Origin of the sequence: Pseudomonas sp. P7779, assembly GCF_013386315.1 — a bacterium.
Classification (GTDB): Bacteria; Pseudomonadota; Gammaproteobacteria; order Pseudomonadales; family Pseudomonadaceae; genus Aquipseudomonas.
This window is the reverse complement of sequence record NZ_JACARZ010000005.1, coordinates 223,711-248,121: the sequence shown is the minus strand read 5'-3', so window position 1 is coordinate 248,121 and position 24,411 is coordinate 223,711. Positions and strand designations below refer to the sequence as shown.

The window sequence follows — 24,411 nt, the reverse complement described above, 5'->3', positions numbered from 1 at the left end:
CCCCTGGCAGGGGTCAGGGCTTGACGCTGACCTTGGAGTAATCCTGGCGCCCGAACGGGCTCACCTGATACCCCTCGACATTCTTGCGGGTCAGCGCAAGCGCGGTCGGGTGCGCCAGTGGCAGCCAGAGCGCCTGTTGCTGGATCTGCGCCTGGGCCTGCTGGTACAGCTTGCTGCGCACGCCTTGTTCGCTGGTGGTCTTGCCGGCGCTGATCAGCTTGTCCAGCGCCGGGTCGCAGTAGCGGGCGAAGTTGGTGCCGGACTTCACGGCCGCGCAGGAGAACTGCGGCGTCAGGAAGTTATCCGGGTCGCCGTTGTCACCGGCCCAGCCCATGAACAGCAAGTCGTGCTCGCCGGCCTTGGCGCGGCGGATCAGTTCGCCCCACTCGATCACACGGATTTCAGCCTGGATGCCGACCTTGGCCAGGTCCGCCTGCAGCAGTTGTGCGCCCAGGCTGGGGTTGGGGTTCAGCAGGCTGCCCGACGGCCGGGTCCAGATCGTGGTCTTGAAGCCATCCTTGAGCCCGGCGCGATCCAGCAGTTGCTTGGCCTTGGCAATGTCCTGCGGATAGCCCGGCAGGTCCTTGGCATAGCTCCAGGTATTGGGTGGGTAAGGGCCGTTGGCGGCTTCGGCGGTGCCTTCGAATACGGCCTTCAGATAGCTGGCCTTGTCGAAGGCCAGGTTGATCGCCTGGCGAACTTCCGGCTTGTCCAGTGGCGGATGCTGGCTGTTGATGGCGACAAACGCGGTCATGAAGGCCGCGGTTTTCTCGATCTTCAGGTCGGCGTCTTTCTGGGCGGCATCAATATCCAGGGGCTTGGGCGACAAGGCGATCTGGCACTCGTCGCGACGCAGTCTCTGCAGGCGCACGTTGGCGTCCGGGGTGATCGCAAAGATCAGGTTATCTACCGCAGGCTTGCCGGCGAAGTAATCCGGGTTGGCCTTGTAGCGAATCGTCGCGTCCTTCTGGAAGCGCCCGAAAATGAACGGCCCGGTGCCGATAGGCTGGCTGTTGAGCTTCTCCGGGGTGCCGGCCTTGAGCAGTTTGTCGGCATATTCCGCCGGGTAGATCGAGGCAAAGCCCATGCTCAAGGCGGCGAGGAAGGTCGAATCGGCGTGGTCCAGGGTGAAGCGCACGGTCAGCGGGTCGAGGGCGTCGATCTTCTTGATCAGCGTGGGCAACTGCAGCGACTGGGCGTGGGGGAAGCCGCTCTGGGCGATCTTGTGCCAGGGGTTGGCCGGGTCGAGCATGCGCTCGAAGCTGAAGCGCACGTCTTCGGCGGTCAGGCTGCGGCTCGGCGTGAAGTAGTCGGTACGGTGGAATTTAACGTCCGGGTGCAGCTTGAAGGTGTAGGTGAGGCCGTCCGGCGACACTTCCCAGCTGTCCGCGAGGCTCGGGACCAGCTTGCCGCTGGTGGCGTCGAAGTCCACCAGGCGGTTCATCAATACGTCTGCCGAGGCGTTGGTGGTGGTCAGCGAGTTGTATTGCACCACGTCGAAGCCTTCGGGGCTGGCTTCGGTGCAGACGCTCAGGGTAGTGGCCGCCTGGGCGTGTGCAGCAATAAAAAGAGGGGCTAGCAATAGCGGTAGGGCAGCGAGGCGCATATTCGGTTTCCTTTGCAGATCGAAGGCCCATCTGCGAGTGCAGTCTGGAAAAGTCCTACCGTAGTGGGCTGATTGACAAATGACTAGCCCATTTTTGCCTGTGCTTTTGCCGCAAATACTGTTTTGATGGCGCCTCAGGTCGTTTTGCCGAGCACTTTGCAGTGCGCGCGGGCGCTGTAAATCATTCTGTGCGACGAGCGGTTAGCTTCTATAGCGGCCCACCCTGGCAACGGTTCAGGCGTCCATGGCCTGGATTTACGCGTATAAAAGTACACGGCCTGTTGTTGCACTGGGGTCTTTCTGGTATAAAGCAGCGCTCTTTTCTAGGGGCCCGGTTCCTTCGCTAGTAGGTGTAGCCGGTAAGACCCTAAAGAAACGCGGCGCCTGGCGCCAAATGACTGAGAGATTAAGCGGCCAACCCATGCCGGGTTGGGCATGTGGTTTTAGAGGGCTGAGGCATGTCGAGAGTCTGTCAAGTTACCGGTAAGGGTCCGGTGACTGGGAATAACATTTCCCACGCAAACAACAAAACCCGTCGTCGTTTCCTGCCAAACCTGCAGCATCACCGCTTTTGGGTTGAAGAAGAGAAACGTTTTGTTCGTCTGCGCGTATCTGCCAAAGGCATGCGTGTTATCGACAAGCGCGGCATCACTGTCGTGCTGGCCGAACTGCGCCGCGACGGCAAAATCTAAGGAGCTAAATCATGCGTGAATTGATTCGAATGATCTCTAGCGCCGGTACTGGTCACTTCTACACTACCGACAAGAACAAGCGTACTACCCCGGACAAGCTCGAAAAGAAAATGTTCGACCCGCGCGTTCGCAAGCACGTGATCTACAAAGAAGGCAAAATCAAGTAATTGGTTTTCTTTCTTGTGAAAAAAAGCCCGTATCTCACGATGCGGGCTTTTTTTTGTGCCTGTTAAATGATCAGGCCTTTTCTTCGAACACCACGTAGATCTTGCGGCAGGGTTCCAGCACTTCCCAGGTGCCGCTGAAGCCGGCCGGAATGACGAAGCGATCACCGGCCCGCAAGGTCTTGGCGTTGCCGTCGGCATCGCGCAACACCGAAACACCCTGCACGATCTCGCAATACTCATGCTCGGTGTAGTTGACCTTCCACTGTCCGACTTCACCTTCCCAGACCCCGGCGCTCATCTGGCCGCACGGACTGTTGTAGTGGTTGTAGACGGTTTGCTCCGGGTCGCCCTTGAGGATTTTCTCCGCAGCCGGACGGTAGCGATCTGGCTCGGTCCTGGCCTGGCTGAAGTCGACGATATTCTGGATGTTCATGGGCGTGTCCCGTCTGGCCTGCGGTTGGAGAGCTCAAAGTCTATGTTTATTAAAATGAACATCGCAAGGGCGTTTGCTGCCGTTATGTCAAATATATTGAAACATCCATCGCCGCTGGTTTAGGGTGGCAGCTGCCTTGAGCCGAACAGCTGGCTGGCCGGGCAAGAATTCTTCGAAGGTGCCTGGGTACATCGCCCGGCCCTTGTATTCAATAAGAGGAGGACACTCGCATGACCACCCTGACCCGTGCCGACTGGGAACAACGCGCCAAGGATCTGAAGATCGAAGGCCGCGCCTACATCAATGGCGAATACACCGCCGCCGTTTCCGGCGACACGTTCGAATGCCTGAGCCCAGTCGATGGCCGCCTGCTGGCAACCGTTGCCAGCTGTGACGTCGCCGACGCCCAGCGTGCCGTAGAAAACGCCCGTGCCACGTTCAATTCCGGTGCCTGGTCGCGCCTGGCGCCAGCCAAGCGCAAAGCCACCATGATCCGTTTCGCCGGCCTGCTCAAGGCCAACGCCGAAGAGCTGGCACTGCTTGAAACCCTGGACATGGGCAAGCCGATCAGCGACTCCCTGAACATCGACGTCCCAGGCGCGGCGCAAGCGCTGAGCTGGAGCGGCGAGGCCATCGACAAGATCTACGATGAAGTCGCAGCCACCCCTCACGACCAGCTGGGCCTGGTGACCCGTGAGCCCGTCGGCGTTGTCGCGGCCATCGTGCCGTGGAACTTCCCGCTGATGATGGCCTGCTGGAAACTCGGGCCGGCGTTGTCCACCGGTAACTCGGTGATCCTCAAGCCGTCTGAAAAATCACCGCTGACTGCCATCCGCATCGCTGCCCTCGCGGTTGAGGCCGGCATCCCGAAAGGCGTGTTCAACGTGCTGCCGGGTTATGGCCATACCGTGGGCAACGCCCTGGCGCTGCACATGGACGTCGACACCCTGGTGTTCACCGGTTCCACCAAGATCGCCAAGCAACTGCTGATTCGCTCCGGCGAGTCGAACATGAAGCGCGTCTGGCTGGAAGCTGGCGGCAAGAGCCCGAACATCGTGTTTGCCGATGCCCCGGACCTGCAAGCCGCCGCCGAATCCGCGGCCGGCGCCATCGCCTTCAACCAGGGCGAAGTGTGCACCGCCGGTTCGCGCCTGCTGGTGGAGCGTTCGATCAAGGATAAATTCCTGCCGCTGGTGATCGAGGCCCTCAAGGCCTGGAAGCCGGGCAACCCGCTCGACCCGGCCACCACGGTCGGTGCGCTGGTGGATACCCAGCAGATGAACACCGTGCTGTCGTACATCGAAGCCGGGCATGCCGATGGCGCCAAGCTGGTGGCCGGCGGCAAGCGCACGCTGCAGGAAAGCGGTGGCACCTATGTCGAGCCGACGATTTTCGACGGCGTGACCAACGCCATGAAGATCGCCCAGGAAGAAATCTTCGGCCCGGTGCTGTCGGTGATTGCCTTCGACAGCGTGGAAGAAGCCATTGCGATCGCCAACGACACCCAATACGGCCTGGCCGCTGCGGTGTGGACGTCGAACATCTCCAAGGCGCACCTGACTGCCAAGGCCCTGCGTGCCGGCAGCGTATGGGTCAACCAGTACGATGGCGGCGACATGACCGCACCGTTCGGTGGTTTCAAGCAGTCGGGTAACGGCCGCGACAAGTCGCTGCACGCGTTCGACAAGTACACCGAGCTGAAGGCGACCTGGATCAAGTTGTAAGCCTCCAGGAACACCGCTGTAAAAAATGTGGGAGCGGGCTTGCTCGCGAATGAGGTATCACAGTCGCTGATGTATTGACTGGTACACCGCATTCGCGAGCAAGCCCGCTCCCACACTGTTTTGTGTGATCTCCAAATCATCCACAGGAGCGTGGAAATGCGTTGGGCGACCTATTTCGCCGTGTTGGCGTCGGTCTTGAGCGTGGGCCTGGCCTTGGGCGTGAGCATGCCGCTGGTGTCCCTGCGCCTGGAAAGCTGGGGCTATGGCAGCTTCGCCATCGGAGTCATGGCGGCGATGCCGGCCTTCGGTGTGCTGCTGGGTGCCAAGGTCTCCAGCGGCCTGGCCTCGCGCCTGGGCACGGCGAACCTGATGCGCCTGTGCCTGTGGGCGGGGGCGATTTCCATCGGCTTGCTGGCGGTATTGCCCAGCTACCCGGTATGGCTGGTGTTGCGGCTGATGATCGGGGTGATCCTGACCATCGTGTTTATCCTCGGCGAAAGCTGGATCAACCAACTGGTGATCGAACGCTGGCGCGGCCGTCTGGTGGCGCTGTATGGCTGCAGCTATGCCTTGAGCCAGCTGTCGGGCCCGTTGCTGCTGGGCGCGCTGGGTACGGACAACGATATTGGCTTCTGGGTGGGTGTCGGTCTGCTGACGTGCTCGCCGATCCTGCTGCTGGGCCGTTCCGGTGCGCCGACTGCCGAGTCTTTCAGCGTGACCTTTGGCGACCTGCTGCGCTTCTGCCAGGGCTTGCCGGCGATTGCCTGGGCGGTGGCGTTGTTCGCCGCATTCGAGGCGATGATTCTTACGTTGTTGCCGGTGTATTGCCTGCAACAGGGTTTCACCGCCGAGATTGCTCTGGCGATGGTCAGCACGGTGGTGGTCGGTGATGCGTTGCTGCAACTGCCGATTGGCGCGCTGGCGGACTACCTGCCTCGGCGCACGCTGTTTCTCGGCTGCGCGCTGATGCTGCTGGTGACGAGCCTGGCGATTCCGCTGTTGCTCGATACGCTGATGATCTGGCCGGTGTGGGTGCTGTTCGGGGCCAGCGCCGGCGGGTTATTCACCCTGTCGCTGATCCTGATTGGCGAGCGCTACCGCGACGACGCACTGGTGCGCGCCAATGCGCATATCGCGCAGCTGTGGGGCATTGGCTGCCTGATCGGCCCGCTGGTGGCCGGTGCCGGCAGCCAGTGGATCAGCGGGCATGCGTTGCCGTTGTTGATGGCGGCGGGGGCGTTGGGGTTGGTGATCCTGTTGCTGCGCCAAGGTGCGTTCGGCGCCGCACAACCCGCCTGAACTTGAAATGCGATCACCTGTGGGAGCCGGGCTTGCCCGCGATGGCGGAGTGTCAGCACCGGATACGTAAACTGACACTCCGCCATCGCAGGCAAGCCAGCTCCCACAGGTCCCGTCGCTGTTCTTAAAGCATGCGTTCCAGCCCGACGGATGTAGCAAACCAGGCATTGAACCGGCGCCACCAACTGCCGGGTTCGCGGGTCAGGGTGTGCAGTTGGCCGTTGTCTTCGGTCACCCATACCACCTGACCATCCTGCAGCTTTGCCTGGTAGCTCAACGGGGGCGCCATGCCCTCCAGTGCCAGGTTGCGCACGTGTTCCGCCAGTTCGGGACTGTCCACCAGCACCCCGACTTCGGTGTTCCACAGCACCGAGCGCGGGTCGAAGTTGAATGAGCCGATGAAGGATTTCTCCCGATCAAAGATGATCGCCTTGCTGTGCAGGCTGGAATCCGAACCGTGGAATGTACCTTTGCGGAACAGATGAGGGCCGCTGCCGCCACCGTCTCCCGGCTGGCGGCGCAACTCGTATAGCTTCACCCCGTGTTCCAGCAGCGCCTTGCGATAGGGCGCATAACCGCCGTGCACGGCCGGTACGTCGGTGGCTTCCAGGGAATTGGTCAGCAGGCTTACCGATACGCCGGCGTCCGCGCGACCGGTCAGGTACACCAGCCCGGGCCGCCCGGGCACGAAGTAAGCCGAAATCATCATCAGCTCATGGCTGACACCTTCCAACTCCGGCGCCAGTTGGGTGGTCAGCAGCAGCCGTGGATCCGGATCGGCCTTGGCCAGCACCTTGCTCGGCGCATCCCACAGCGCCTGGTTCCAGGCCCAGATCAGCTCGCGACGCCAGATGTCCATGCGCGGCTGGGTCTTGTAGGTGCGCAGGCGGTTGTACAGGGCATGGTTTTGTTGGCGAGACTCGGCAAGGGAATCTTCCAGGCGTACGCGGGCACTGGCCAGGTCGCCTTTGGAAGCGCTGCTGACGAAGTCACCAATGGGTTTGCTCAGGGCACTGTTCCAGTACTGATCGAAACTGTGGCCCAGTTGCTCGGCCACCGGGCCCACGCTGAGCATGTCGATATCGGTGAAGTTGAGGTTGGGCTCGGCGTCGAAATACTCATCCCCCAGGTTGCGCCCGCCAACGATGGCCACGCTGTTGTCTGCCAGCCACAGCTTGTTGTGCATGCGCCGGTGTTGCAGCGACAGGTCGAACAGCCGCGCCATGGCCCGCGTCACGCCGGTGCTGCGGCCCAGGTGCAGCGGGTTGAACAGGCGAATCTGGATCTGCGGGTGGGCGGCGAGGGTGGCGATGATCTGGTCCAGGCCGTCGCTCGTGGTGTCGTCCAGCAGGATGCGCACGCGCACGCCACGGTCGGCGGCCTTGAGCAGTTCATCCACGAGCATGCGGGTGCTGATGCCGTCGTGGACGATGTAGTACTGCAAGTCGAGGCTGGTCTGGGCGTTGCGGATCAGTTCGGCGCGGGCCATGAAGGCTTCGCTGCTGTTGGGCAGCAGGCGGAACCCGGAGCGGCCTTTGTAGGGAGCGGCCTGGGCCTGGATCGAGCGGCCGAAGGAAGATTCGCTGGCCGGCAGCGCCTCGCTGGGTGTGCGTGGCGCGTCGATGGTGGCGCAGCCGCCCAGGGCCAGGATGCCCAGCAGGAAAAACGGTAATAGCCGGTGGGTCATCAATGACATGGGTTCCGAATCAGGGCGATTGTCGGCATATGACGGCTATTTCCCGTAAAAGGTCAGTCCATCGCTTCGGCCAGCAACCGGATGGCGGTCGCGCCGACCTTGCGTACAGCCTCTTCAATCTGCGGCGTTGGTTTGGCAGCGTAGTTCATGCGCAGGCAGTTCCTGTACTTGCCGGAGGCGGAAAAGATACTTCCCACGGCAATCTGTACACCTTCATCCACCAGCAGCCGGTTGAGTTTCAGGGTATCGAAGCCTTCCGGCAGTTCCACCCACAGCATGAAACTGCCCTGGGGGCGGCTGGCGCGGGTGCCTGCCGGGAAATAGCGGCTGACCCAATCGAGCATCAGGTCGCGATTGCGCTGGTATTGCGTGCGCATCCGCCGCAAATGTGGCTCGAAATGCCCACCTTTCAGAAACTCGGCAATCGCGATCTGCGGCTGGGTCGCGGTGGAGCCGGTGCTGATGTATTTCATGTGCAGCACACGCTCCAGATAGCGACCGGGTGCGACCCAGCCAATCCGCAGGCCGGGTGCGAGGGTCTTCGAGAAAGAGCTGCACAGTACGACGCGGCCATCTTCGTCGAAGGACTTGATGGTGCGTGGCCGCGGGTAGCTGTAGGCCAGTTCGCCATACACGTCGTCTTCGATGATCGCCACGTCAAAGCGCTGGGCCAGGGTCAGCAGTGCGCGTTTGCGCGACTCCGGCATGATGTAGCCCAGTGGGTTGTTGCAGTTGGGGGTCAACTGTATGACTTTGATCGGCCATTGTTCCAGTGCCAGTTCCAGCGCTTCCAGGCTGATACCGGTGAGTGGGTCGGTGGGGATTTCCAGGGCTTTCATGCCCAGGCCCTTCAGGGTTTGCATGGCGCCGTGGAAGCTTGGCGAGTCGACGGCAACGATGTCGCCGGGCTCGCAAATGGCGTGGATGCTGGCGGACAGGGCCTCGTGGCAGCCGGTGGTGATCACCAGGTCCTGGGGCGTCAGTTGGCAGCCTGAATCGAGCATCAGGCGGGCAATCTGTTCACGCAGGTCCAGGTTGCCGTGGATAGTGTCGTAATACAGCCCCGGCATGTCCTGGCGCCGACTGATCCGGGCGAGGCTGCGTAGCAGGGGTTTCATGGTCGGCGACAATACATCCGGCATGCCCCGGCCCAACTGTATGGCGTCTTTGCGTGGCACCGCGCGGATCAGCTCCAGCACTTGGTCCCACTGGGAAATTTCCACCGGGCGCTGGGCCGGGCGGCCTACGGCGGGCAATGCCGGCAAGTCGCGGCCCACCGGTACGAAGTAGCCGGATTTGGGTTTGGGCATCGCCAGTCCGTTGTCTTCCAGTAAGCGGTAGGCCTGCTGCACGGTGCTCAGGCTGACCCCATGCTCCACACTCAAGGCCCGAACTGACGGCAATCTGTCGCCCGGGCGATAGAAGCCCTGCTCGATGCGCGTGCCCAACAGTTCGGCGAGGTTGACGTATAGGGTCATGGCGGTGCTTCCCGGTTACCAGTACAGATAGGCCGAAAATACAGGATTCAGCGGCGGATAGGCAGTATCTGTATGGATTTAATACAGGGTGGTTGAATCTGTCATGGTTTTACGCGCCGGCTCATCCTACGTACTCATGGCAACACGTTAATGAGGGGCAGAAAATGAGCGGTATGAGCGATGTGCGGTTGGCGTTACACAGTCAGGAACTGGAAGCCGGGCAGGAGCGGCGCATGGCGGCGCGTACCAAGGTCCCCACACTCAGTTCATGGGCGTTGTTCTGGCACCGCATGCATACGCGCAAAACCTTGCTGGAGCTGACCCCCGAGCAACTGCGAGACGTGGGCCTGAGTGCCGAGCAGGCGCGCCGGGAAGGCTTGAAGCCCTTCTGGCGCGGCTGATTCAGACCAGTTCTTTCAATCGGTGCCAGAGCATTCCCAGCGCCAGCAGCGGCGAGCGCAAATGCTTGCCGCCCGGGAAAGTGATGTGCGGCACCTTGGCAAACAGATCAAAGCGCCCGCTTTGCTGGCCGCTGATGGCTTCGCCCAACAGCTTGCCTGCCAGGTGGGTGGCGTTGAGGCCATGGCCGGCATAGGCCTGGGCGAAATACACATTGGGCTGGTCGGCCAGTCGGCCAATCTGCGGCAGGCGGTTGGCGCCAATGCCGATCATCCCGCCCCACTGGTAGTCGATTTTCACGTTGGCCAGTTGTGGGAACACCTGCAGCATTTTCGGACGCATATAGGCACCGATGTCCTTCGGATCCCGTCCGGAGTAATGGCAGGCACCGCCGAACAGCAAGCGTCGGTCGGCTGACAGCCGGAAGTAATCCACCGTCACCCGCTGGTCACACACCGCCATGTTTTGCGGCAGCAACTCGGCTGCCTGGGCTTCGCTCAAGGGCTCGGTGGCGATGATGTAGCTGCCGGCGGGCAGCACCTTGCCGCTCAGATGCGGGTTGAGGCCGTTCAAATAAGCATTGCAGCCCAGCACCAGGGTCTTGGCGCGCACATTGCCCTGGGCGGTGTGAACGTTGACCTCCGGGCCGTAATCGATCCGCACCGCCTCGGAATGCTCGAACAACTGGACGCCCAACTGCTGTGCAGCGGCTGCCTCGCCGAGAGCCAGGTTCAGCGGGTGCAGGTGGCCGGAGCCCATGTCGATCATGCCGCCAACATAGCGGTTGGAGCCGATCACATTGCGCATCTCGCTGGCTTGCAGCAGGCGCACTTCATGGCGATAGCCAAGGCCTTGCAGCTCTTCGGCGTCGGCGGCCAGGTGTTCCAGGTCGCGGGGTTTGTTGGCCAGGTCGCAGTAGCCCCAGGTCAGGTCGCAGGCGATCTGCGAACGTTCGACCCGCTGGCGCACGATTTCCACGGCTTCCAGGCCCATCAATTTCATCTGGCGCACGCCCTCGGTGCCGATGACGTTGGTGAACTGATCCAGGCCATGACCGACGCCACGAATCAGTTGCCCGCCATTACGCCCGCTGGCGCCCCAGGCAATCTTGCGGGCTTCCAGCAGGACCACGCTGAAACCCCGTTCGGCCAGTTCCAGAGCGGTGTTGAGCCCCGAAAAGCCGCCGCCGACCACGCACACATCGGCCACGATTTCACCTGTCAGCACCGGATAATCAGGCTGCGGGAAACTGCTGGCGGCGTAGTAGGAATTGGCGTGCCGGGCGCTGGCGGTCATGGGGAGCATCCCTGTTTGGAAAATTTGACGCAGGATACAGCGGTCGGGCGAAGCTGTCTCACCGGGGGCTTTTAGGGCAGAATCCACGCCTATTCGCCGTTCGGTCCCTGTGTCGATGAGTTGCAACAGTCAGAAAGTCAACGCGCTGCGCCGGCAGATTCCCTCGTTCGAGTGTGTCCCGGGTTGCCACGACTGCTGTGGGCCGGTGACCACGTCCACCGAGGAAATGTCGCGCCTGCCGCGCAAGACCGCTGCCGAGCAGGAAGCGGCGATGGACGAACTCAACTGCGTGCACCTTGGCCCCAATGGCTGCACCGTGTACGACGAGCGCCCGCTGATTTGCCGCTTGTTCGGCACCACGCCGACCTTGCCATGCCCCAACGACCGCCGCCCGGTGGAGCTGATCCACCCACGGGTGGAAAAGCAGATTCATGCGTACATGGCGTCGACGCGTCAGGTATTGGTCTAGCGGATGTCCCCGCTCCCACATTGGCCTGTGGTGCTGTCTTAATCCGGGATCGGCAGGTTCAGGCTCTCTTTCACCTCTTCCATCACGATATAGCTCTTGGACTCCCGTACGTGGGGCAGCTTGAGCAGGATATCGCCGAGCAATTTGCGGTACGACGCCATCTCCGAAATGCGCGCCTTCACCAGATAGTCGAAATCCCCCGACACCAGGTGGCACTCCAGCACGTGGGGCAGTTTCAGCACGGCGCGTCGGAATTCTTCAAAGGTGTCGCCGGACTTGTAGTCGAGGCTGATCTCGACAAACACCAGCAGGCTACCCTTCAAATGCTGCGGGTTGAGCCGGGCGTTGTAGCCCATGATGATCCCTTCGCGCTCCAGGCGCCGGACCCGCTCGGTGCACGGCGTGGTCGACAGCCCGACCTTTTCCCCCAGTTCAGTAAACGAAATTCGCCCGTCGGCCTGCAGGATGCGCAGGATGTTGCGGTCGATCTTGTCCAGCTCCCGCTTGGTCTGAGTGTTGGTCCGCATAGGGGATGCTCCTCCGTGAAAAGGGTTTTTGCCGAGAATTGTCGCCAAATATAGGCAGTTATATAGTGAAATGCACTGGTGATTGCTTTTTATACTGCCCACATCTTTGTGCTGAACAACAAACGTCAGCGGTCAAGCCGTGATGAGGGAATAAAAATGCGCGTTCTGGTCTTGGGTAGCGGTGTCATTGGCGTGGCCAGTGCCTACTATTTGGCACGAGCTGGTTTTGAAGTGGTCGTGGTCGACCGTCAGCCGGCTGTGGCCATGGAGACCAGTTTCGCCAACGCCGGGCAGATCTCGCCAGGCTACGCCTCGCCATGGGCTGCGCCGGGTGTGCCGCTCAAGGCTATCAAATGGCTGTTGGAGCGCCATGCGCCCCTGGCGATCAAGGCCACCGCCGATATCGACCAGTACTTGTGGATGGCGCAGATGCTGCGCAACTGCACCGCCAGCCGTTATGCGGTGAACAAGGAGCGTATGGTGCGCCTGTCCGAATACAGCCGCGATTGCATCGACGAGCTGCGTGCCGAGACCGGCATCGCCTACGAAGGGCGCACTTTGGGGACTACCCAACTGTTCCGTACCCAGGCTCAGCTGGACGGTGCTGCCAAGGACATCGCCGTGTTGAAAGAGTCCGGTGTGCCTTACGAGCTGCTGGACCGCGCCGGCATTGCCCGGGTTGAACCAGCCCTGGCCAGCGTCACCGATATCCTCGCCGGTGCCCTGCGCCTGCCGAACGACCAGACCGGCGACTGTCAGATGTTTACCACCCGTCTTGCCGAAATGTGCAAGCAACTGGGTGTCGAATTCCGCTTCGAGCAAGATATCCAGCGCCTGGACTACGCCGGTGACCGGATCAACGGCGTGTGGATCGACGGCAAGCTGGAAACTGCCGACCGCTACGTGCTGGCCCTCGGCAGCTACTCGCCGAAATTGCTCAAGCCGCTGGGAATCAAGGCGCCGGTGTACCCGCTCAAGGGTTACTCGATGACCGTGCCGATCACCAACCCGGCGATGGCCCCGACCTCGACCATTCTCGATGAGACCTACAAGGTCGCGATCACCCGTTTCGACAACCGTATCCGCGTCGGTGGCATGGCTGAGATAGCCGGTTTTGACCTGTCGCTGAACCCGCGTCGGCGGGAAACCCTGGAGATGATCGTCAACGACCTTTATCCTCAGGGCGGTGATTTGAGCCAGGCCAGTTTCTGGACCGGCCTGCGCCCGACCACGCCAGACGGCACGCCGATCGTGGGTGCTACCCCGTTCAAAAACCTGTTTCTGAACACCGGCCACGGCACCCTCGGTTGGACCATGGCCTGTGGCTCTGGTCGTTTGCTGGCCGACCTGATGGCGAAGAAAACCCCGCAAATCAGTGCCGAAGGCCTCGATATTTCCCGTTATGGCAACCACCAGGAGTCTGCAAAACATGTCAATCCAGCGCCAGCTCACCAATGAGCGCATGAGCCAGATCGTTGTTCACAGCGGTACCGTGTATCTGGCAGGGCAGGTCGGCGACGACATGAGTGCCGGGATTGAACAGCAGACCCGCGAAACCCTCGTCAATATTGAGCGTTTGCTGGACCTGGCCGGTACCGACAAGACCAAGCTGCTGTCGGTGACCATCTACCTGAAAGACATTGACGCCGATTTCGCCGGGATGAACGCGGTATGGGACAAGTGGCTGCCAAAAGGCGTCGCGCCGGCCCGTGCCACGGTTGAAGCGAAACTCTGCGAACCGGAAATCCTGGTGGAGCTGTCGGTTGTGGCCGCTCTGCCGTAAGCAAAAAATCCTCTCCCGGTGCCTGCGTTGTCAGCGGGTACCGGTTTTTTCTTCCCACCGCCGCCTAGAAGCCTGCCGCCATGCGTCCTGCCCGTGCCCTGATCGACCTCCAAGCCCTGCGCCATAACTACCAACTGGCCCGTGAAGTCACGGGTGGGGCCAAGGCCCTCGCCGTGATCAAGGCGGATGCCTACGGCCACGGTGCCGTGCGTGTTGCCCAGGCGCTGGAAGCCGAGGCGGACGGGTTTGCCGTGGCCTGCATCGAGGAAGCGCTGGAGCTGCGGGCCGCCGGGATTCGCGGGCCGGTGCTGTTGCTCGAAGGTTTTTTCGAAGCCGACGAGCTGCCGCTGATCATCGAGCATGATTTCTGGTGCGTGGTGCATTCGCTGTGGCAGCTGGACGCGATTGAACAGGCGCAACTCAGCAAGCCGCTGACCGTCTGGCTCAAGCTTGATTCGGGCATGCACCGCGTTGGCTTGCACCCCAAGGATTATCACGACGCTTACCAGCGCCTGCTGGCCAGCGGCAAAGTCGCGAAGATCGTGCTGATGAGCCACTTCGCCCGCGCCGATGAGCTGGACAGCACCAGCAGCGAAGAGCAAGTAGCGGTGTTTGAAGCGGCGCGCCAGGGCTTGTCGGCCCAGGTCAGCCTGCGCAACTCGCCGTCGGTGCTGGGCTGGCCGAACGTTTCCAGTGACTGGGTACGCCCGGGCATCATGCTCTACGGCGCCACGCCGTTTGGCGAAGACCAGGCCATCGCCGCGCGTTTGCAGCCGGTGATGACCCTCGAATCGAAAGTCATCTGCGTACGTGAACTGCCGGCCGGCGAACCTGTGGGCTACGGCGCCAGGTTCATTACCCCGAAACCGATGCGCATCGGGGTAGTTGCCATGGGCTACGCCGACGGCTACCCGCGCCACGCACCCACCGGCACCCCGGTGCTGGTGGCCGGCCAGCGCAGCCAGTTGCTGGGCCGTGTGTCGATGGACATGCTGTGTGTCGACCTGACCGACGTGCCCCAGGCCGGGCTCGGTTCCACCGTCGAATTGTGGGGCAAAAACATCCTCGCCAGTGATGTTGCCACCGCCGCCGACACCATTCCGTACCAGATCTTCTGCAACCTGCGCCGAGTGCCACGGCTCTATTCCGGCGCTTGAGCGGCACCCACGAATGGCAGATCCCGGGATTTAGGCCAAAGTGTTGTAAATACTGAACGCTGTCGCCATGATAACGCTCAATTACAACAACGCCTGAATCCTAGGAGGCTCCTGCATTGGACGTCGGCGAACGACTGCAATCCATCCGTAAACTGAAAGGTCTTTCCCAGCGTGAGCTAGCCAAGCGCGCGGGCGTCACCAACAGCACCATTTCGATGATCGAAAAAAACAGTGTCAGCCCCTCCATCAGCTCCTTGCGCAAGGTGCTGGGCGGCATTCCCATGTCGATGGTGGAGTTCTTTTCCGAGGAGATCCTCCAGGAAAAACCGACCCAGATCGTCTATAAAGCCAATGAGCTGATCGATATCTCCGACGGCGCCGTCACCATGAAACTGGTGGGCCGCGCGCACCCGAGCCGGGCGATTGCGTTCCTCAACGAGATCTACCCGCCAGGTGCTGATACCGGCGAAGAGATGCTCACCCACGAGGGCGAGGAAACCGGGATCCTGGTAGAAGGTCGCCTGGAACTGGTGGTCGGCCTTGAAACTTTTGTGCTCGAAGCCGGCGATAGCTACTACTTTGAAAGCACCAAGCCGCACCGTTTTCGCAATCCGTTCGAAGTGCCGGCGCGACTAATCAGCGCAGCCACACCCGCGAACTTTTAAGAAAAGAGGCGTCCTGCCTATGTCGCAGAGACGCCCGCAGCAGCATTCTGTCTTGCTGAATCTCCCCTTGGTTAATAGGGTTGTTTCGGCGGGGCGGGCTAACCGTTATACTTTCGCCGCCTGCGAAACCGTGGCCGCAGGCGTGAATAGCCACCATTGAGGGTGAACGCGTGAACCTAATTATGAAAATGCTGGCTGCACCAGCAACCGTACTGGCCCTATGGGCTGTCAGCGCTCAAGCTGCGACCAATGATGAAATTGCCAAGCGCCTGGAGCCTGTAGGCCAGGTGTGCGTCCAGGGGCAAGAGTGCAAGGGGATGGAAGTGGCAGTGGCTGCGGGCGGCGGCGGCGGTGCGAAATCGCCGGATGACGTAATCGCCAAGCACTGCAACGCTTGCCACGGTACCGGCCTGTTGGGCGCACCGAAAATCGGTGACACCGCCGCCTGGAAAGACCGCGCGGACCATCAGGGTGGCCTCGATGGCCTGCTGGCCAAGGCCATTACCGGCTTGAACGCCATGCCGCCAAAAGGCACCTGCGCCGATTGCTCGGATGCCGAGCTTAAAGGTGCAATCGAGAAGATGTCGGGTCTTAAATAAACCGATCTTCGCCAAAAGAGCCGCTGACCAGCGGCTTTTTTGTGCCCGCGATTTGCCTTTTGAGGCTGTTCTTTGCAGCAAAGACCCGGCAAGCTCGGTCCAACCCCAATTCATGGAATGTTCGGGAGAAGTCGGATGGTGCAGTTGTGTTCAATCGAGCAAGCAGTCGACGACGTACTGGCACGGCTGCCGGCGCATATTCACATGGGCATGCCCCTGGGCCTGGGCAAACCCAACCTGTTCGTCAACGCGCTGTACCGGCGTATCGCCAAGTTGCCGGACCGGGCGCTGACCATCTACACCGCCCTGGCCCTGGGTCGCCCTACCTTGGGCGATGGTTTGCAGAAGCGCTTTCTCGAGCCCTTTATCGAACGGGTCTTCGGTGACTATCCCGAGCTGGACTTCCTCGCCGCACTGCGCAAGGACAGCCTGCCGTCGAACATTCACGTGCAACAGTTCTTCATGCAGCCCGGCAGTTTGCTCCACAGCCTTTCGGCGCAGCAGGATTACGTCAGCAGCAACTACAGCCACGCCGCCCGTGATATCAATGCCGCCGGCCTGAACCTCGTCGCGCAACTGGTGGCCAGCAGTGCCGAACATCCGGATCGCCTGAGCCTGAGCTGCAACCCCGACATCACCCTCGACCTGTTGCCGATGATCGCCAAGCGCCGCGAGGCCGGTGAAACCATCCTGGTGGTGGGCCAGGTTCACAGTGATTTGCCCTACATGCCCGGCGACGCCGAGCTGGGCATGGATGAGTTCGACTTCCTGATCGACGAGAAGGACAGCACCACGCTGTTCTCCACCCCGAACATGCCGGTGGGTTTCCAGGATCACTTTATCGGTTTGCACGCCAGCACCCTGGTGCGCGACGGCGGTACCTTGCAGATCGGCATCGGCTCCATGGGCGATGCACTGACTGCGGCCTTGCTGGCGCGCCAGGCCGATAACGAGGCGTATCGCCTGTTGCTCACCGACCTGGATGTGTACCAATGGGCACCGCTGATCAGCCACGAAGGCGGCGTCGCGCCGTTTGCCCGTGGCCTGTACGGTTGCAGCGAAATGTTCGTCAATGGCCTGCTGGTGCTGGCCGATGCCGGGATTGTGCGGCGCAAGGTATACCCGGACGTCGCGACCCAGGAGCGGGCCAACGCCGGCACCCTGGACGAAGCGGCACAGACCGACGGCATCTCGGTGCATGGCGGCTTCTTCCTCGGGCCTCGTAGCTTTTACGAGCGTTTGCGGGACTTGCCGCAGAGCAAGCGCCTGGAATTCAACATGACCCGCATCAGCTACATCAACGAGCTGTACGGCCAGGAAGAACTCAAGCGTTTGCAGCGCCTGGATGCGCGCTTCATCAACAGCGCGTTTACCGTGACCCTGTTGGGCGCGGGCGTGGCCGACCAGTTGGAAGACGGCCGCGTGCTCAGCGGTGTTGGCGGGCAATACAACTTTGTCGCCCAGGGCCATGCGCTGGAAGGCGCGCGTTCGATCCTGATCCTGCGCAGCTGGCGCGAATCGGGCGGCGAGGTCAGTTCCAATATCGTCTGGGAATACGGCCACTGCACGATCCCCCGGCACCTGCGAGACATCGTCATCACCGAATACGGCATCGCGGATTTACGCGGGCAGACTGATGCCAGGGTGATCGAGGCGCTGCTGAATATCACCGACTCACGGTTCCAGGAAGATTTGATCGAACAGGCGCAGAAGGCCGGGAAGTTGCCGAAGGATTTCCAGCTGGATCCGCGGTTTGCCGACAACACGCCGGAGCGTCTGCAGGGGATTCAGGCGCGGCATCCACGGCTGTTCCCGGAGTATCCGCTGGGCAGTGACTTCACCGATGAAGAGCGGGATTTGTTGCGGGCGTTGAACTGGCTCAAGAGCAAATTCAAGCTGACGGAGATTCTGGAGCTGGGCAAGGCGGCGCTGGATGCACCGGAGCCGGAAGCGTTTCCCGAGCATTTGGTACGGATGCGACTGGATAAGCCGGAGGGGTTGAAGGAGGACTTGTATCAGCGCCTGTTGCTAGCGGGCCTACAAGCTACCGCGCACTAACAAACACAGGAGATCAAATGTGGAAGCGGGCTTGCTCGCGAAAGCGGTGTGTCAGTCACCGGATAGGTCGACTGATCCACCGCTTTCGCGAGCAAGCCCGCTCCCACATGTTTAACCGTACCCGCACCGATTACTCGATAAAGGTCACAACCCCACCCGCCAACGACTGCACCCGCGCCAGCGACTCAACCCGGTAACCCTGGGCATCCAGCTCCGCACGGCCACCCTGGAACGACTTCTCGATCACAATCCCCAAACCTGCAACGGTCGCGCCGGCCTGTTTGATGATCGAGATCAGCGCCTGGGACGCCTTACCGTTGGCCAGGAAGTCATCGATGATCAGCACGCGGTCGCTGCTGGTCAGGTGGCGCGGGGAAATCGCCACGGTGCTTTCGGTTTTCTTGGTGAAGGAATACACCGTCGCCGACAGCAGGTTTTCGGTCAGGGTCAGGGACTGTTGCTTGCGCGCGAAAATCACCGGTACGCCGAGGTTCAGGCCGGTCATGATCGCCGGTGCAATGCCCGAGGCTTCGATGGTGACGATCTTGGTGATCCCCGAATCCTTGAACAACGCAGCGAACTCGTCGCCGATCAGTTTCATCAGCGCTGGGTCGATCTGGTGGTTCAGAAAGGCGTCGACCTTGAGTACCTGATCGGAAAGCACGATGCCTTCTTCGCGAATTTTCTTGTGCAGTGCTTCCACGAAAGCTTCCTCTGTTGGCGCAACACGCGCCGAAAGTAGATTAAAAAGTAGTCGATTCTAGCGCTTTAACATCGCGCGTATATCCGCCAGGGCGGTATTGCCGCGAACGGCTTTGACTTCGGTTGGTGTGTCGTCGTTGCCTTCCCACGCCAGGTCATCCGGCGGCAGTTCGTCGAGGAACCGGCTCGGGGCACAATCGATGATCTCGCCGTACTGCTTGCGCTTGGCGGCAAAGGTGAAGGCCAGGGTCTGACGCGCGCGGGTAATGCCCACGTAGGCCAGGCGCCGTTCTTCCTCGATGGTGTCGGCTTCGATGCTGGAGCGGTGCGGGAGGATTTCCTCTTCCATGCCCATGATGAACACGTAGGGGAATTCCAGGCCCTTGGACGCATGCAAGGTCATCATCTGCACGCCTTCGGCGCCGTCTTCCTCTTCCTGCTGGCGTTCAAGCATGTCCCGCAGCACAAGCTTGCCGATGGCGTCCTCGACGGTCATCTCGCCTTCTTCGTCCTTCTCCAGGGTATTTTTCAACGCCTCGATCAGGAACCACACGTTGCCCATGCGGTAATCGGCAGCCTTGTCGCTGGAGCTGTTGGTGCGCAGCCAGTTCTCGTAGTCGATGTCCATGACCATGCTGCGCAGGGCGCTGATCGGGTCTTCGCCGGCGCACTGCTCGCGCACCTTGTCCATGAAGCGCTTGAAGCGCGCCAGGCGGTCGGTGAAACGAGTGTCGAGGTGCTCGCCCAGGCCGATTTCGTCGGTGGCGGCGTACATCGAGATCTTGCGTTCGGTGGCGTAGTTGCCGAGCTTTTCCAGGGTAGTCGAACCGATTTCCCGGCGTGGGACGTTGATCACCCGCAGGAAGGCGTTGTCGTCGTCCGGGTTCACGATCAGCCGGAAGTAGGCCATCAGGTCTTTCACTTCCTGGCGTCCGAAAAAGCTGTTGCCGCCCGACAGGCGATACGGAATCTGGTGGTGCTGCAGCTTCAGCTCGATCAGCTTGGCCTGGTAGTTACCGCGGTACAGGATCGCGAAATCGCTGTAGGGCCGGTCGGTACGCAGGTGCAGCGTGAGCAGTTCGACGGCCACGCGCTCGGCTTCGGCGTCTTCGTTGCGGCAGCGGATCACGCGGATCTCGTCGCCGTGGCCCATCTCGCTCCACAGTTGCTTTTCAAACTCGTGGGGGTTGTTGGAGATCAGCACGTTGGCGCAACGCAGGATGCGGCTGGTGGAGCGGTAGTTCTGCTCCAGCATCACCACTTTCAGGGACGGGTAGTCGTCCTTGAGCAGCATCAGGTTTTCCGGGCGGGCGCCGCGCCAGGCGTAGATCGACTGGTCGTCATCGCCCACCACGGTGAACTGGTTGCGCTTGCCGATCAGCAGCTTCACCAGCAGGTATTGGCTGGCGTTGGTGTCCTGGTATTCGTCCACCAGCAGGTAGCGGACTTTGTTCTGCCACTTTTCGAGGATGTCGGCGTGTTCCTGGAACAGCTTCACCGGCAGCAGGATCAGGTCGTCGAAGTCCACTGCGTTGAACGCCTTGAGCGTGCGCTGGTAGTGGGTGTAGACAATGGCGGCAGTCTGCTCCTTGGGGTTGCGCGCAGCTTCCAGGGCTTCGGCGGGCAGGATCAGGTCGTTTTTCCACGAGCCGATCATGTTCTTGATCTCGTCGACGCCGTCGTCGCCCGCGTATTCCTTCTGCATGATGTCGGTCATCAGCGCCTTGACGTCTGTCTCGTCAAAGATCGAGAAGCCCGGCTTGTAGCCCAACCGCACGTGCTCCTTGCGGATGATGTTCAGCCCCAGGTTGTGGAAGGTACACACGGTGAGGCCACGGCCTTCGCCACCCTTGAGCAGGGTGCCGACGCGCTCTTTCATTTCCCGCGCCGCCTTGTTGGTAAAGGTCATGGCGACGATGTACTGGGCACGGATGCCACAGCTCTGGATCAGGTGCGCGATCTTGCGGGTGATCACGCTGGTCTTGCCGGAACCGGCACCGGCGAGCACCAATAGAGGGCCGCCGACGTAGTTCACGGCTTCTTGCTGCCGGGGATTGAGTCGGGACATACGAAATTCAGGAGGTCATTGATCAAAAGGGCGGGCATTTTAACAGGCTGGCAAGATTCTGCTGCCTCTGAACGACAGTGTGACGTACCACTCGATCTAAATTTGCCGGTTTTGTTACTTTGCCGCAGGATGTGCAGGGTATTTAGGACTATTGTTCGGTCTAGAGCTGCACAGTGCGCATTTGATAACCCATATCATTGGTCATTATCGGGGCGCACGTCATAATGCCCGCCGCCAACGAAATTTTGCAGAGTCTAGGGAGCTAGCTTGTCTACGCCTGTCGAACCCTTGCGTTTGCTGCTACTGGCCGATGAGCCAGCGTGGGCAGCGTTATTGCGCGAGTGCCTGGCGCCGATGGGCGACGGAGCTGTGCTGATCAGCGCGCCAAACTGGGAGTCTGTGAGCAACCTGTTCGACGACGATCACAGCGCGGTGCTGTTGACCACGGCCAACCTTCAGCCCGGCCCCGGTCGCTGCAGCTTGCCAACGGTATTGCTGTTGGAAGAGGAACCCCTGGTTTCGCCCCTCGGCGTCAGCGACTGGCTGATCCTGAATGCATTGGATGTCGATACATTGCGCCGTTGCCTGCGGCATGTGCGCGAGCGCGGTGTACTGGAAAACACCCTGCAACGCCTGGCCGAACAGGACCCGCTGACCGGTATCGCCAACCGCCAGGGCTTCCAGACCCTGCTGACCGCCCGCCTGGCGGAAAACGAAGGCCGTGGCGTTGCCCTCGGCCACCTCGACCTGGACAACTTCCGTCACGCCAACGACGCCCTCGGCCACCAGGCCGGCGACCGGCTGATCCTGCAAGTGGTCTCGCGGCTCAAGAGCCAGCTGGAGGCCGGCGATCAACTGGCGCGCCTGGGCAGCGACGAATTCGCCCTGCTGATCGACACCCGTCGTGCGCCCCAGCGCGCCGAATGGATGGCCGAGCGCATCGTCGAAGCCATGGCCGAACCCTATTGGGTCGATGGCGAAAGCCTGCTGATCGGTTGCAGCCTCGGCGTGGCCCATGCCCGCGCCAAGGCCGGCGCCGACCCGTTGATGTGGCACGCCCACATCGCCATGCAGCAAGCCAAAAGCACCCAGGGCTGCACCTTTCATATCTTCAACGAACGCATCAACCGCAATGCCCGCAGCCTCGCCGACCTTGAGAGCGAACTGCGCCGGGCGTTGCGCCGTGACGAACTGGAACTGCATTACCAGCCCCGCCTGGACCTCGACGATGGGCATATCGTCGGCCTGGAAGCACTGGTGCGCTGGCGCCACGGTGAGCGCGGCCTGTTGCCGCCGAGCGAGTTCGTGCCGCTGGCCGAGCAGAGCGGCTTGATCGTGCCGCTGGGCTACTGGGTGATTTCCCGGGCCCTGCGCGACATGCAGGACCTGCGCGAACGCGGGATTGCGCCGTTGCACATGGCGGTCAACCTGTCGTTCCGCCAGTTTCAGGACAGCCAACTGCTCAGCACCCTCAGCCGGCTGATTGCCGAGCGCGGCGTGGAAGCCCAGTGGCTGGAATTTGAGCTGACGGAAACCGCCGTGATGCGCCGCAGCGACCTGGTCAAGCAGACCATGGATGCGCTGGGCCGCCTGGGTGTGCGCTTTTCCCTGGATGACTTTGGCACCGGCTTTTCGTCGTTCGTGCACCTCAACAGCCTGCCGATTGCCTTGCTGAAGATCGACAAGAGCTTTGTCGGCGGCATGGAAGAGCGCGAAGAGAATCGCAAGCTGGTGCACGCCATGATCAACCTGGCTCATAACCTGAACCTGGAAGTGGTCGCCGAGGGCGTGGAAACCGCCGAGCAACTGGCGTTGCTGCGGTTGTTCGGCTGCGATCAGGCCCAGGGTTACCTGATCAGCAAGCCGTTGCCGTTGGCGGAACTGGTGGACTATCTGACGTTTGGTGACAGCCAGGAACTGGTGGGCGGCGTGATCTGATGTTGTGAACCCGATCAAAAATGTGGGAGCGGGCTTGCTCGCGAATGCGGTATTTCAGCCAACCAATTCATGGCTGACCCACCGCATTCGCGAGCAAGCCCGCTCCCACATTTGACCGAGTACAGCCGTTACTCCGGCTGCGCGGCTTGAAATCCTTGGTGGGTTTCAGGCTCCTGGCGAATCATCCGCTTCATCTTCCGTTCAAACGCCCAGGTCAGGCTGACTGCCGCGCACGCCAGGCCCAGGGCCAGGCCCCACCAAACGCCCGTCGGCCCCCAGCCGAGATTGAACGCCATCAACCATGCGGCCGGTGCGCCGATCAGCCAGTAGCAGCCCAGCCCGACCAGGAAGGTGGTCTTGGCATCCTTGAGCCCGCGAATGCAGCCCATGGCGATGGTCTGCACGCCGTCGAACAGCTCAAACCATGCGGCCACCGCCAGCAGGCTGACGGCGAGGTTGATCACGTCGCGAAACGCTGGGTCATGCTGGTCGAGGAACAGGCTGATCAGTGGGTGCGAGAACAACCACAGCACCGCTGCAAAGCCCAGCATCACCACCGCGCCAAAGCCTATGCCAACTCGCCCGGCCAGCCGCGCTTCCAGCAACTGCCCGGCACCATAATGCTGGCCGATACGCATGGTGATCGCGTACGACATGCCCGCCGGCACCATGAACGCCACCGACACGATCTGCAGGGCGATCTGGTGCGCAGCCAATTGCGTACTGCCCATGGTGCCCATGCACAGCGCGGCGAACGCAAACAGCCCGACTTCCACCGCATAGGTGCCACCAATCGGCAGGCCCAGGCGCCACAGTTCCCGCAGGTAATGCAGGTTGGGCCGCAGCAGACCCTTGCGCAGCGGATACGCGTCGTAGGCACGGTTGTATTTGATGTACCAGATCAGCGCCAGGGCCATGCAGTTGGCAACGATGGCGGTGACCAGGCCAATGCCCACCAGCCCGAGTTTCGGCAGGCCGAACATGCCTTCGATCAACGCGTGGTTGAGCAGGTAGTTGATCACCGTGCCGCCCAGGCTGATCACCATCACCGGCGTGGCCTTGCCGATAGCGCTGGTGAAGCCGCGTAGCGCCATGAACGTCAGGTAGCCGGGCAGGGCGAACGGCAGGATGGTCAGGAACTGGCCGGCGGACGCGACGTTGGTTTCGGTCTGGCCGAACATCAGCAGCACTGGCTTGAGGTTCCACAGCAGCAAACCAGCCACCAGCGCCATCAACCAGGCCAGCCACAGCCCGGCCTGGGTCAGGCGGGTGGCGCCTTCGATGTCGCCGGCGCCCTGGCGGATCGCGACCAGCGTGCCCACGGCAGCGATCACGCCGATGCAGAAAATCGACACGAACGAATAGCTCGCCGCCCCCAGGCCTCCGCCGGCCAGGGCCTCGGGGCTCAGGCGGGCCATCATCAGGGTGTCGGTCAGCACCATCAGCATGTGGGCCAACTGTGAGGCAATCAGCGGCCCTGACAGCCGCAGAATGGCCCAGAGTTCGGTACGTGCCGGATGCTGCATGATCATCACGCTCAAAAAGTCAGGGAAGGGTGGAAGGGTTGATTCTCGGCGCTCACAGCGCATTGCACAAAGGGATAAATCCGATGGTTCGCATGATTAAAACTCATGCCTGAATGATTCTGGTAGGGT

22 protein-coding genes are annotated in these 24,411 nt (G+C 61.4%); 13 read left to right on the top strand and 9 right to left on the bottom strand.

Features of this window, described 5'->3' with window-relative positions; all coding sequences use genetic code 11:
* Window positions 1-13: 13 nt before the first annotated feature.
* On the bottom strand, window positions 14-1,606 hold the full coding sequence (locus tag HX869_RS02790; RefSeq protein ID WP_178902712.1) for an ABC transporter substrate-binding protein: 1,593 nt from the start codon (window positions 1,604-1,606) through the stop codon (window positions 14-16).
* 458 nt (window positions 1,607-2,064) lie between these two features.
* On the opposite strand from HX869_RS02790, the gene rpmB reads away from it, so the two are divergent.
* A complete protein-coding gene (gene rpmB / locus HX869_RS02785) occupies window positions 2,065-2,298 on the top strand; it encodes a 50S ribosomal protein L28 (RefSeq protein ID WP_003213263.1) in 234 nt (77 codons plus the stop codon).
* 11 nt (window positions 2,299-2,309) lie between these two features.
* Complete coding sequence (gene rpmG / locus HX869_RS02780) at window positions 2,310-2,465, top strand: 50S ribosomal protein L33 (RefSeq protein WP_003176906.1); 156 nt, start codon at window positions 2,310-2,312, stop codon at window positions 2,463-2,465.
* 70 nt (window positions 2,466-2,535) lie between these two features.
* Here the strand turns inward: rpmG and HX869_RS02775 are convergent, their stop codons facing one another.
* Window positions 2,536-2,898 carry a cupin domain-containing protein gene (locus HX869_RS02775; RefSeq protein WP_003213261.1) on the bottom strand — a complete coding sequence of 121 codons (363 nt, stop codon included), beginning with the start codon at window positions 2,896-2,898 and terminating at the stop codon, window positions 2,536-2,538.
* 230 nt (window positions 2,899-3,128) lie between these two features.
* Here HX869_RS02775 and HX869_RS02770 point away from each other — a divergent pair, with 230 nt between their 5' ends.
* Window positions 3,129-4,622 (top strand): aldehyde dehydrogenase, encoded by a 1,494-nt coding sequence (locus HX869_RS02770; protein ID WP_003213259.1) that lies wholly within the window; start codon window positions 3,129-3,131, stop codon window positions 4,620-4,622.
* Between the two features lie 156 nt (window positions 4,623-4,778).
* On the top strand, window positions 4,779-5,921 hold the full coding sequence (locus HX869_RS02765; RefSeq protein WP_102370161.1) for an MFS transporter: 1,143 nt from the start codon (window positions 4,779-4,781) through the stop codon (window positions 5,919-5,921).
* A gap of 124 nt (window positions 5,922-6,045) precedes the next feature.
* Here the strand turns inward: HX869_RS02765 and HX869_RS02760 are convergent, their stop codons facing one another.
* Both HX869_RS02760 and HX869_RS02755 read right to left on the bottom strand, forming a co-directional pair.
* Window positions 6,046-7,608, bottom strand: a complete 1,563-nt coding sequence (locus HX869_RS02760) for a phospholipase D family protein (protein WP_178902719.1) — start codon at window positions 7,606-7,608, stop codon at window positions 6,046-6,048.
* 62 nt (window positions 7,609-7,670) lie between these two features.
* A complete protein-coding gene (locus tag HX869_RS02755; protein WP_177116587.1) occupies window positions 7,671-9,095 on the bottom strand; it encodes a PLP-dependent aminotransferase family protein in 1,425 nt (474 codons plus the stop codon).
* Between the two features lie 164 nt (window positions 9,096-9,259).
* Between HX869_RS02755 and HX869_RS02750 the strand changes: the two genes are divergently transcribed.
* The gene (locus HX869_RS02750) at window positions 9,260-9,496 is read left to right on the top strand and encodes a DUF1127 domain-containing protein (protein ID WP_178902711.1); all 237 of its coding nucleotides are present in this window, start codon (window positions 9,260-9,262) and stop codon (window positions 9,494-9,496) included.
* A gap of 1 nt (window position 9,497) precedes the next feature.
* Here HX869_RS02750 and HX869_RS02745 read toward each other — a convergent pair whose 3' ends face one another.
* Window positions 9,498-10,790, bottom strand: coding sequence for an FAD-binding oxidoreductase (locus HX869_RS02745; RefSeq protein ID WP_178902710.1), 1,293 nt, complete (start codon window positions 10,788-10,790; stop codon window positions 9,498-9,500).
* A gap of 115 nt (window positions 10,791-10,905) precedes the next feature.
* Between HX869_RS02745 and HX869_RS02740 the strand changes: the two genes are divergently transcribed.
* The gene (locus HX869_RS02740; protein WP_008439419.1) at window positions 10,906-11,259 is read left to right on the top strand and encodes a YkgJ family cysteine cluster protein; all 354 of its coding nucleotides are present in this window, start codon (window positions 10,906-10,908) and stop codon (window positions 11,257-11,259) included.
* Between the two features lie 38 nt (window positions 11,260-11,297).
* Here the strand turns inward: HX869_RS02740 and HX869_RS02735 are convergent, their stop codons facing one another.
* Window positions 11,298-11,786 (bottom strand): Lrp/AsnC ligand binding domain-containing protein, encoded by a 489-nt coding sequence (locus tag HX869_RS02735; RefSeq protein ID WP_003206849.1) that lies wholly within the window; start codon window positions 11,784-11,786, stop codon window positions 11,298-11,300.
* 156 nt (window positions 11,787-11,942) lie between these two features.
* On the opposite strand from HX869_RS02735, the gene dadA reads away from it, so the two are divergent.
* From dadA to HX869_RS02705, 6 genes are all read left to right on the top strand, one after another.
* Complete coding sequence (gene dadA / locus HX869_RS02730; RefSeq protein ID WP_178902709.1) at window positions 11,943-13,244, top strand: D-amino acid dehydrogenase; 1,302 nt, start codon at window positions 11,943-11,945, stop codon at window positions 13,242-13,244.
* A complete protein-coding gene (locus HX869_RS02725) occupies window positions 13,216-13,569 on the top strand; it encodes a RidA family protein (RefSeq protein ID WP_003208752.1) in 354 nt (117 codons plus the stop codon). Before dadA ends, HX869_RS02725 begins: the two co-directional genes overlap by 29 nt.
* Window positions 13,570-13,649: 80 nt before the next feature.
* Window positions 13,650-14,726 (top strand): alanine racemase, encoded by a 1,077-nt coding sequence (gene alr / locus HX869_RS02720; RefSeq protein WP_102370158.1) that lies wholly within the window; start codon window positions 13,650-13,652, stop codon window positions 14,724-14,726.
* 116 nt (window positions 14,727-14,842) lie between these two features.
* The gene (locus HX869_RS02715; RefSeq protein WP_003208755.1) at window positions 14,843-15,391 is read left to right on the top strand and encodes a cupin domain-containing protein; all 549 of its coding nucleotides are present in this window, start codon (window positions 14,843-14,845) and stop codon (window positions 15,389-15,391) included.
* 182 nt (window positions 15,392-15,573) lie between these two features.
* Entirely contained in the window at window positions 15,574-15,990 is a 417-nt protein-coding gene (locus HX869_RS02710; RefSeq protein WP_003208757.1) for a cytochrome c5 family protein, read from the top strand.
* A 135-nt stretch (window positions 15,991-16,125) separates the two neighbouring features.
* The gene (locus HX869_RS02705) at window positions 16,126-18,048 is read left to right on the top strand and encodes an acetyl-CoA hydrolase/transferase C-terminal domain-containing protein (protein WP_003208758.1); all 1,923 of its coding nucleotides are present in this window, start codon (window positions 16,126-16,128) and stop codon (window positions 18,046-18,048) included.
* Window positions 18,049-18,178: 130 nt separating this feature from the next.
* Here the strand turns inward: HX869_RS02705 and HX869_RS02700 are convergent, their stop codons facing one another.
* Together HX869_RS02700 and rep are read right to left on the bottom strand one after the other, a co-directional pair.
* On the bottom strand, window positions 18,179-18,751 hold the full coding sequence (locus HX869_RS02700) for a xanthine phosphoribosyltransferase (RefSeq protein ID WP_008439415.1): 573 nt from the start codon (window positions 18,749-18,751) through the stop codon (window positions 18,179-18,181).
* Window positions 18,752-18,808: 57 nt separating this feature from the next.
* Complete coding sequence (gene rep, locus HX869_RS02695) at window positions 18,809-20,818, bottom strand: DNA helicase Rep (protein ID WP_008439414.1); 2,010 nt, start codon at window positions 20,816-20,818, stop codon at window positions 18,809-18,811.
* Between the two features lie 267 nt (window positions 20,819-21,085).
* Here rep and HX869_RS02690 point away from each other — a divergent pair, with 267 nt between their 5' ends.
* Window positions 21,086-22,756: a bifunctional diguanylate cyclase/phosphodiesterase gene (locus HX869_RS02690; protein ID WP_008439412.1), complete on the top strand. Its 1,671-nt coding sequence runs from the start codon at window positions 21,086-21,088 to the stop codon at window positions 22,754-22,756.
* A 128-nt stretch (window positions 22,757-22,884) separates the two neighbouring features.
* Here HX869_RS02690 and HX869_RS02685 read toward each other — a convergent pair whose 3' ends face one another.
* Window positions 22,885-24,288, bottom strand: a complete 1,404-nt coding sequence (locus tag HX869_RS02685; protein WP_102370156.1) for a NorM family multidrug efflux MATE transporter — start codon at window positions 24,286-24,288, stop codon at window positions 22,885-22,887.
* Window positions 24,289-24,411 lie beyond the last annotated feature (123 nt).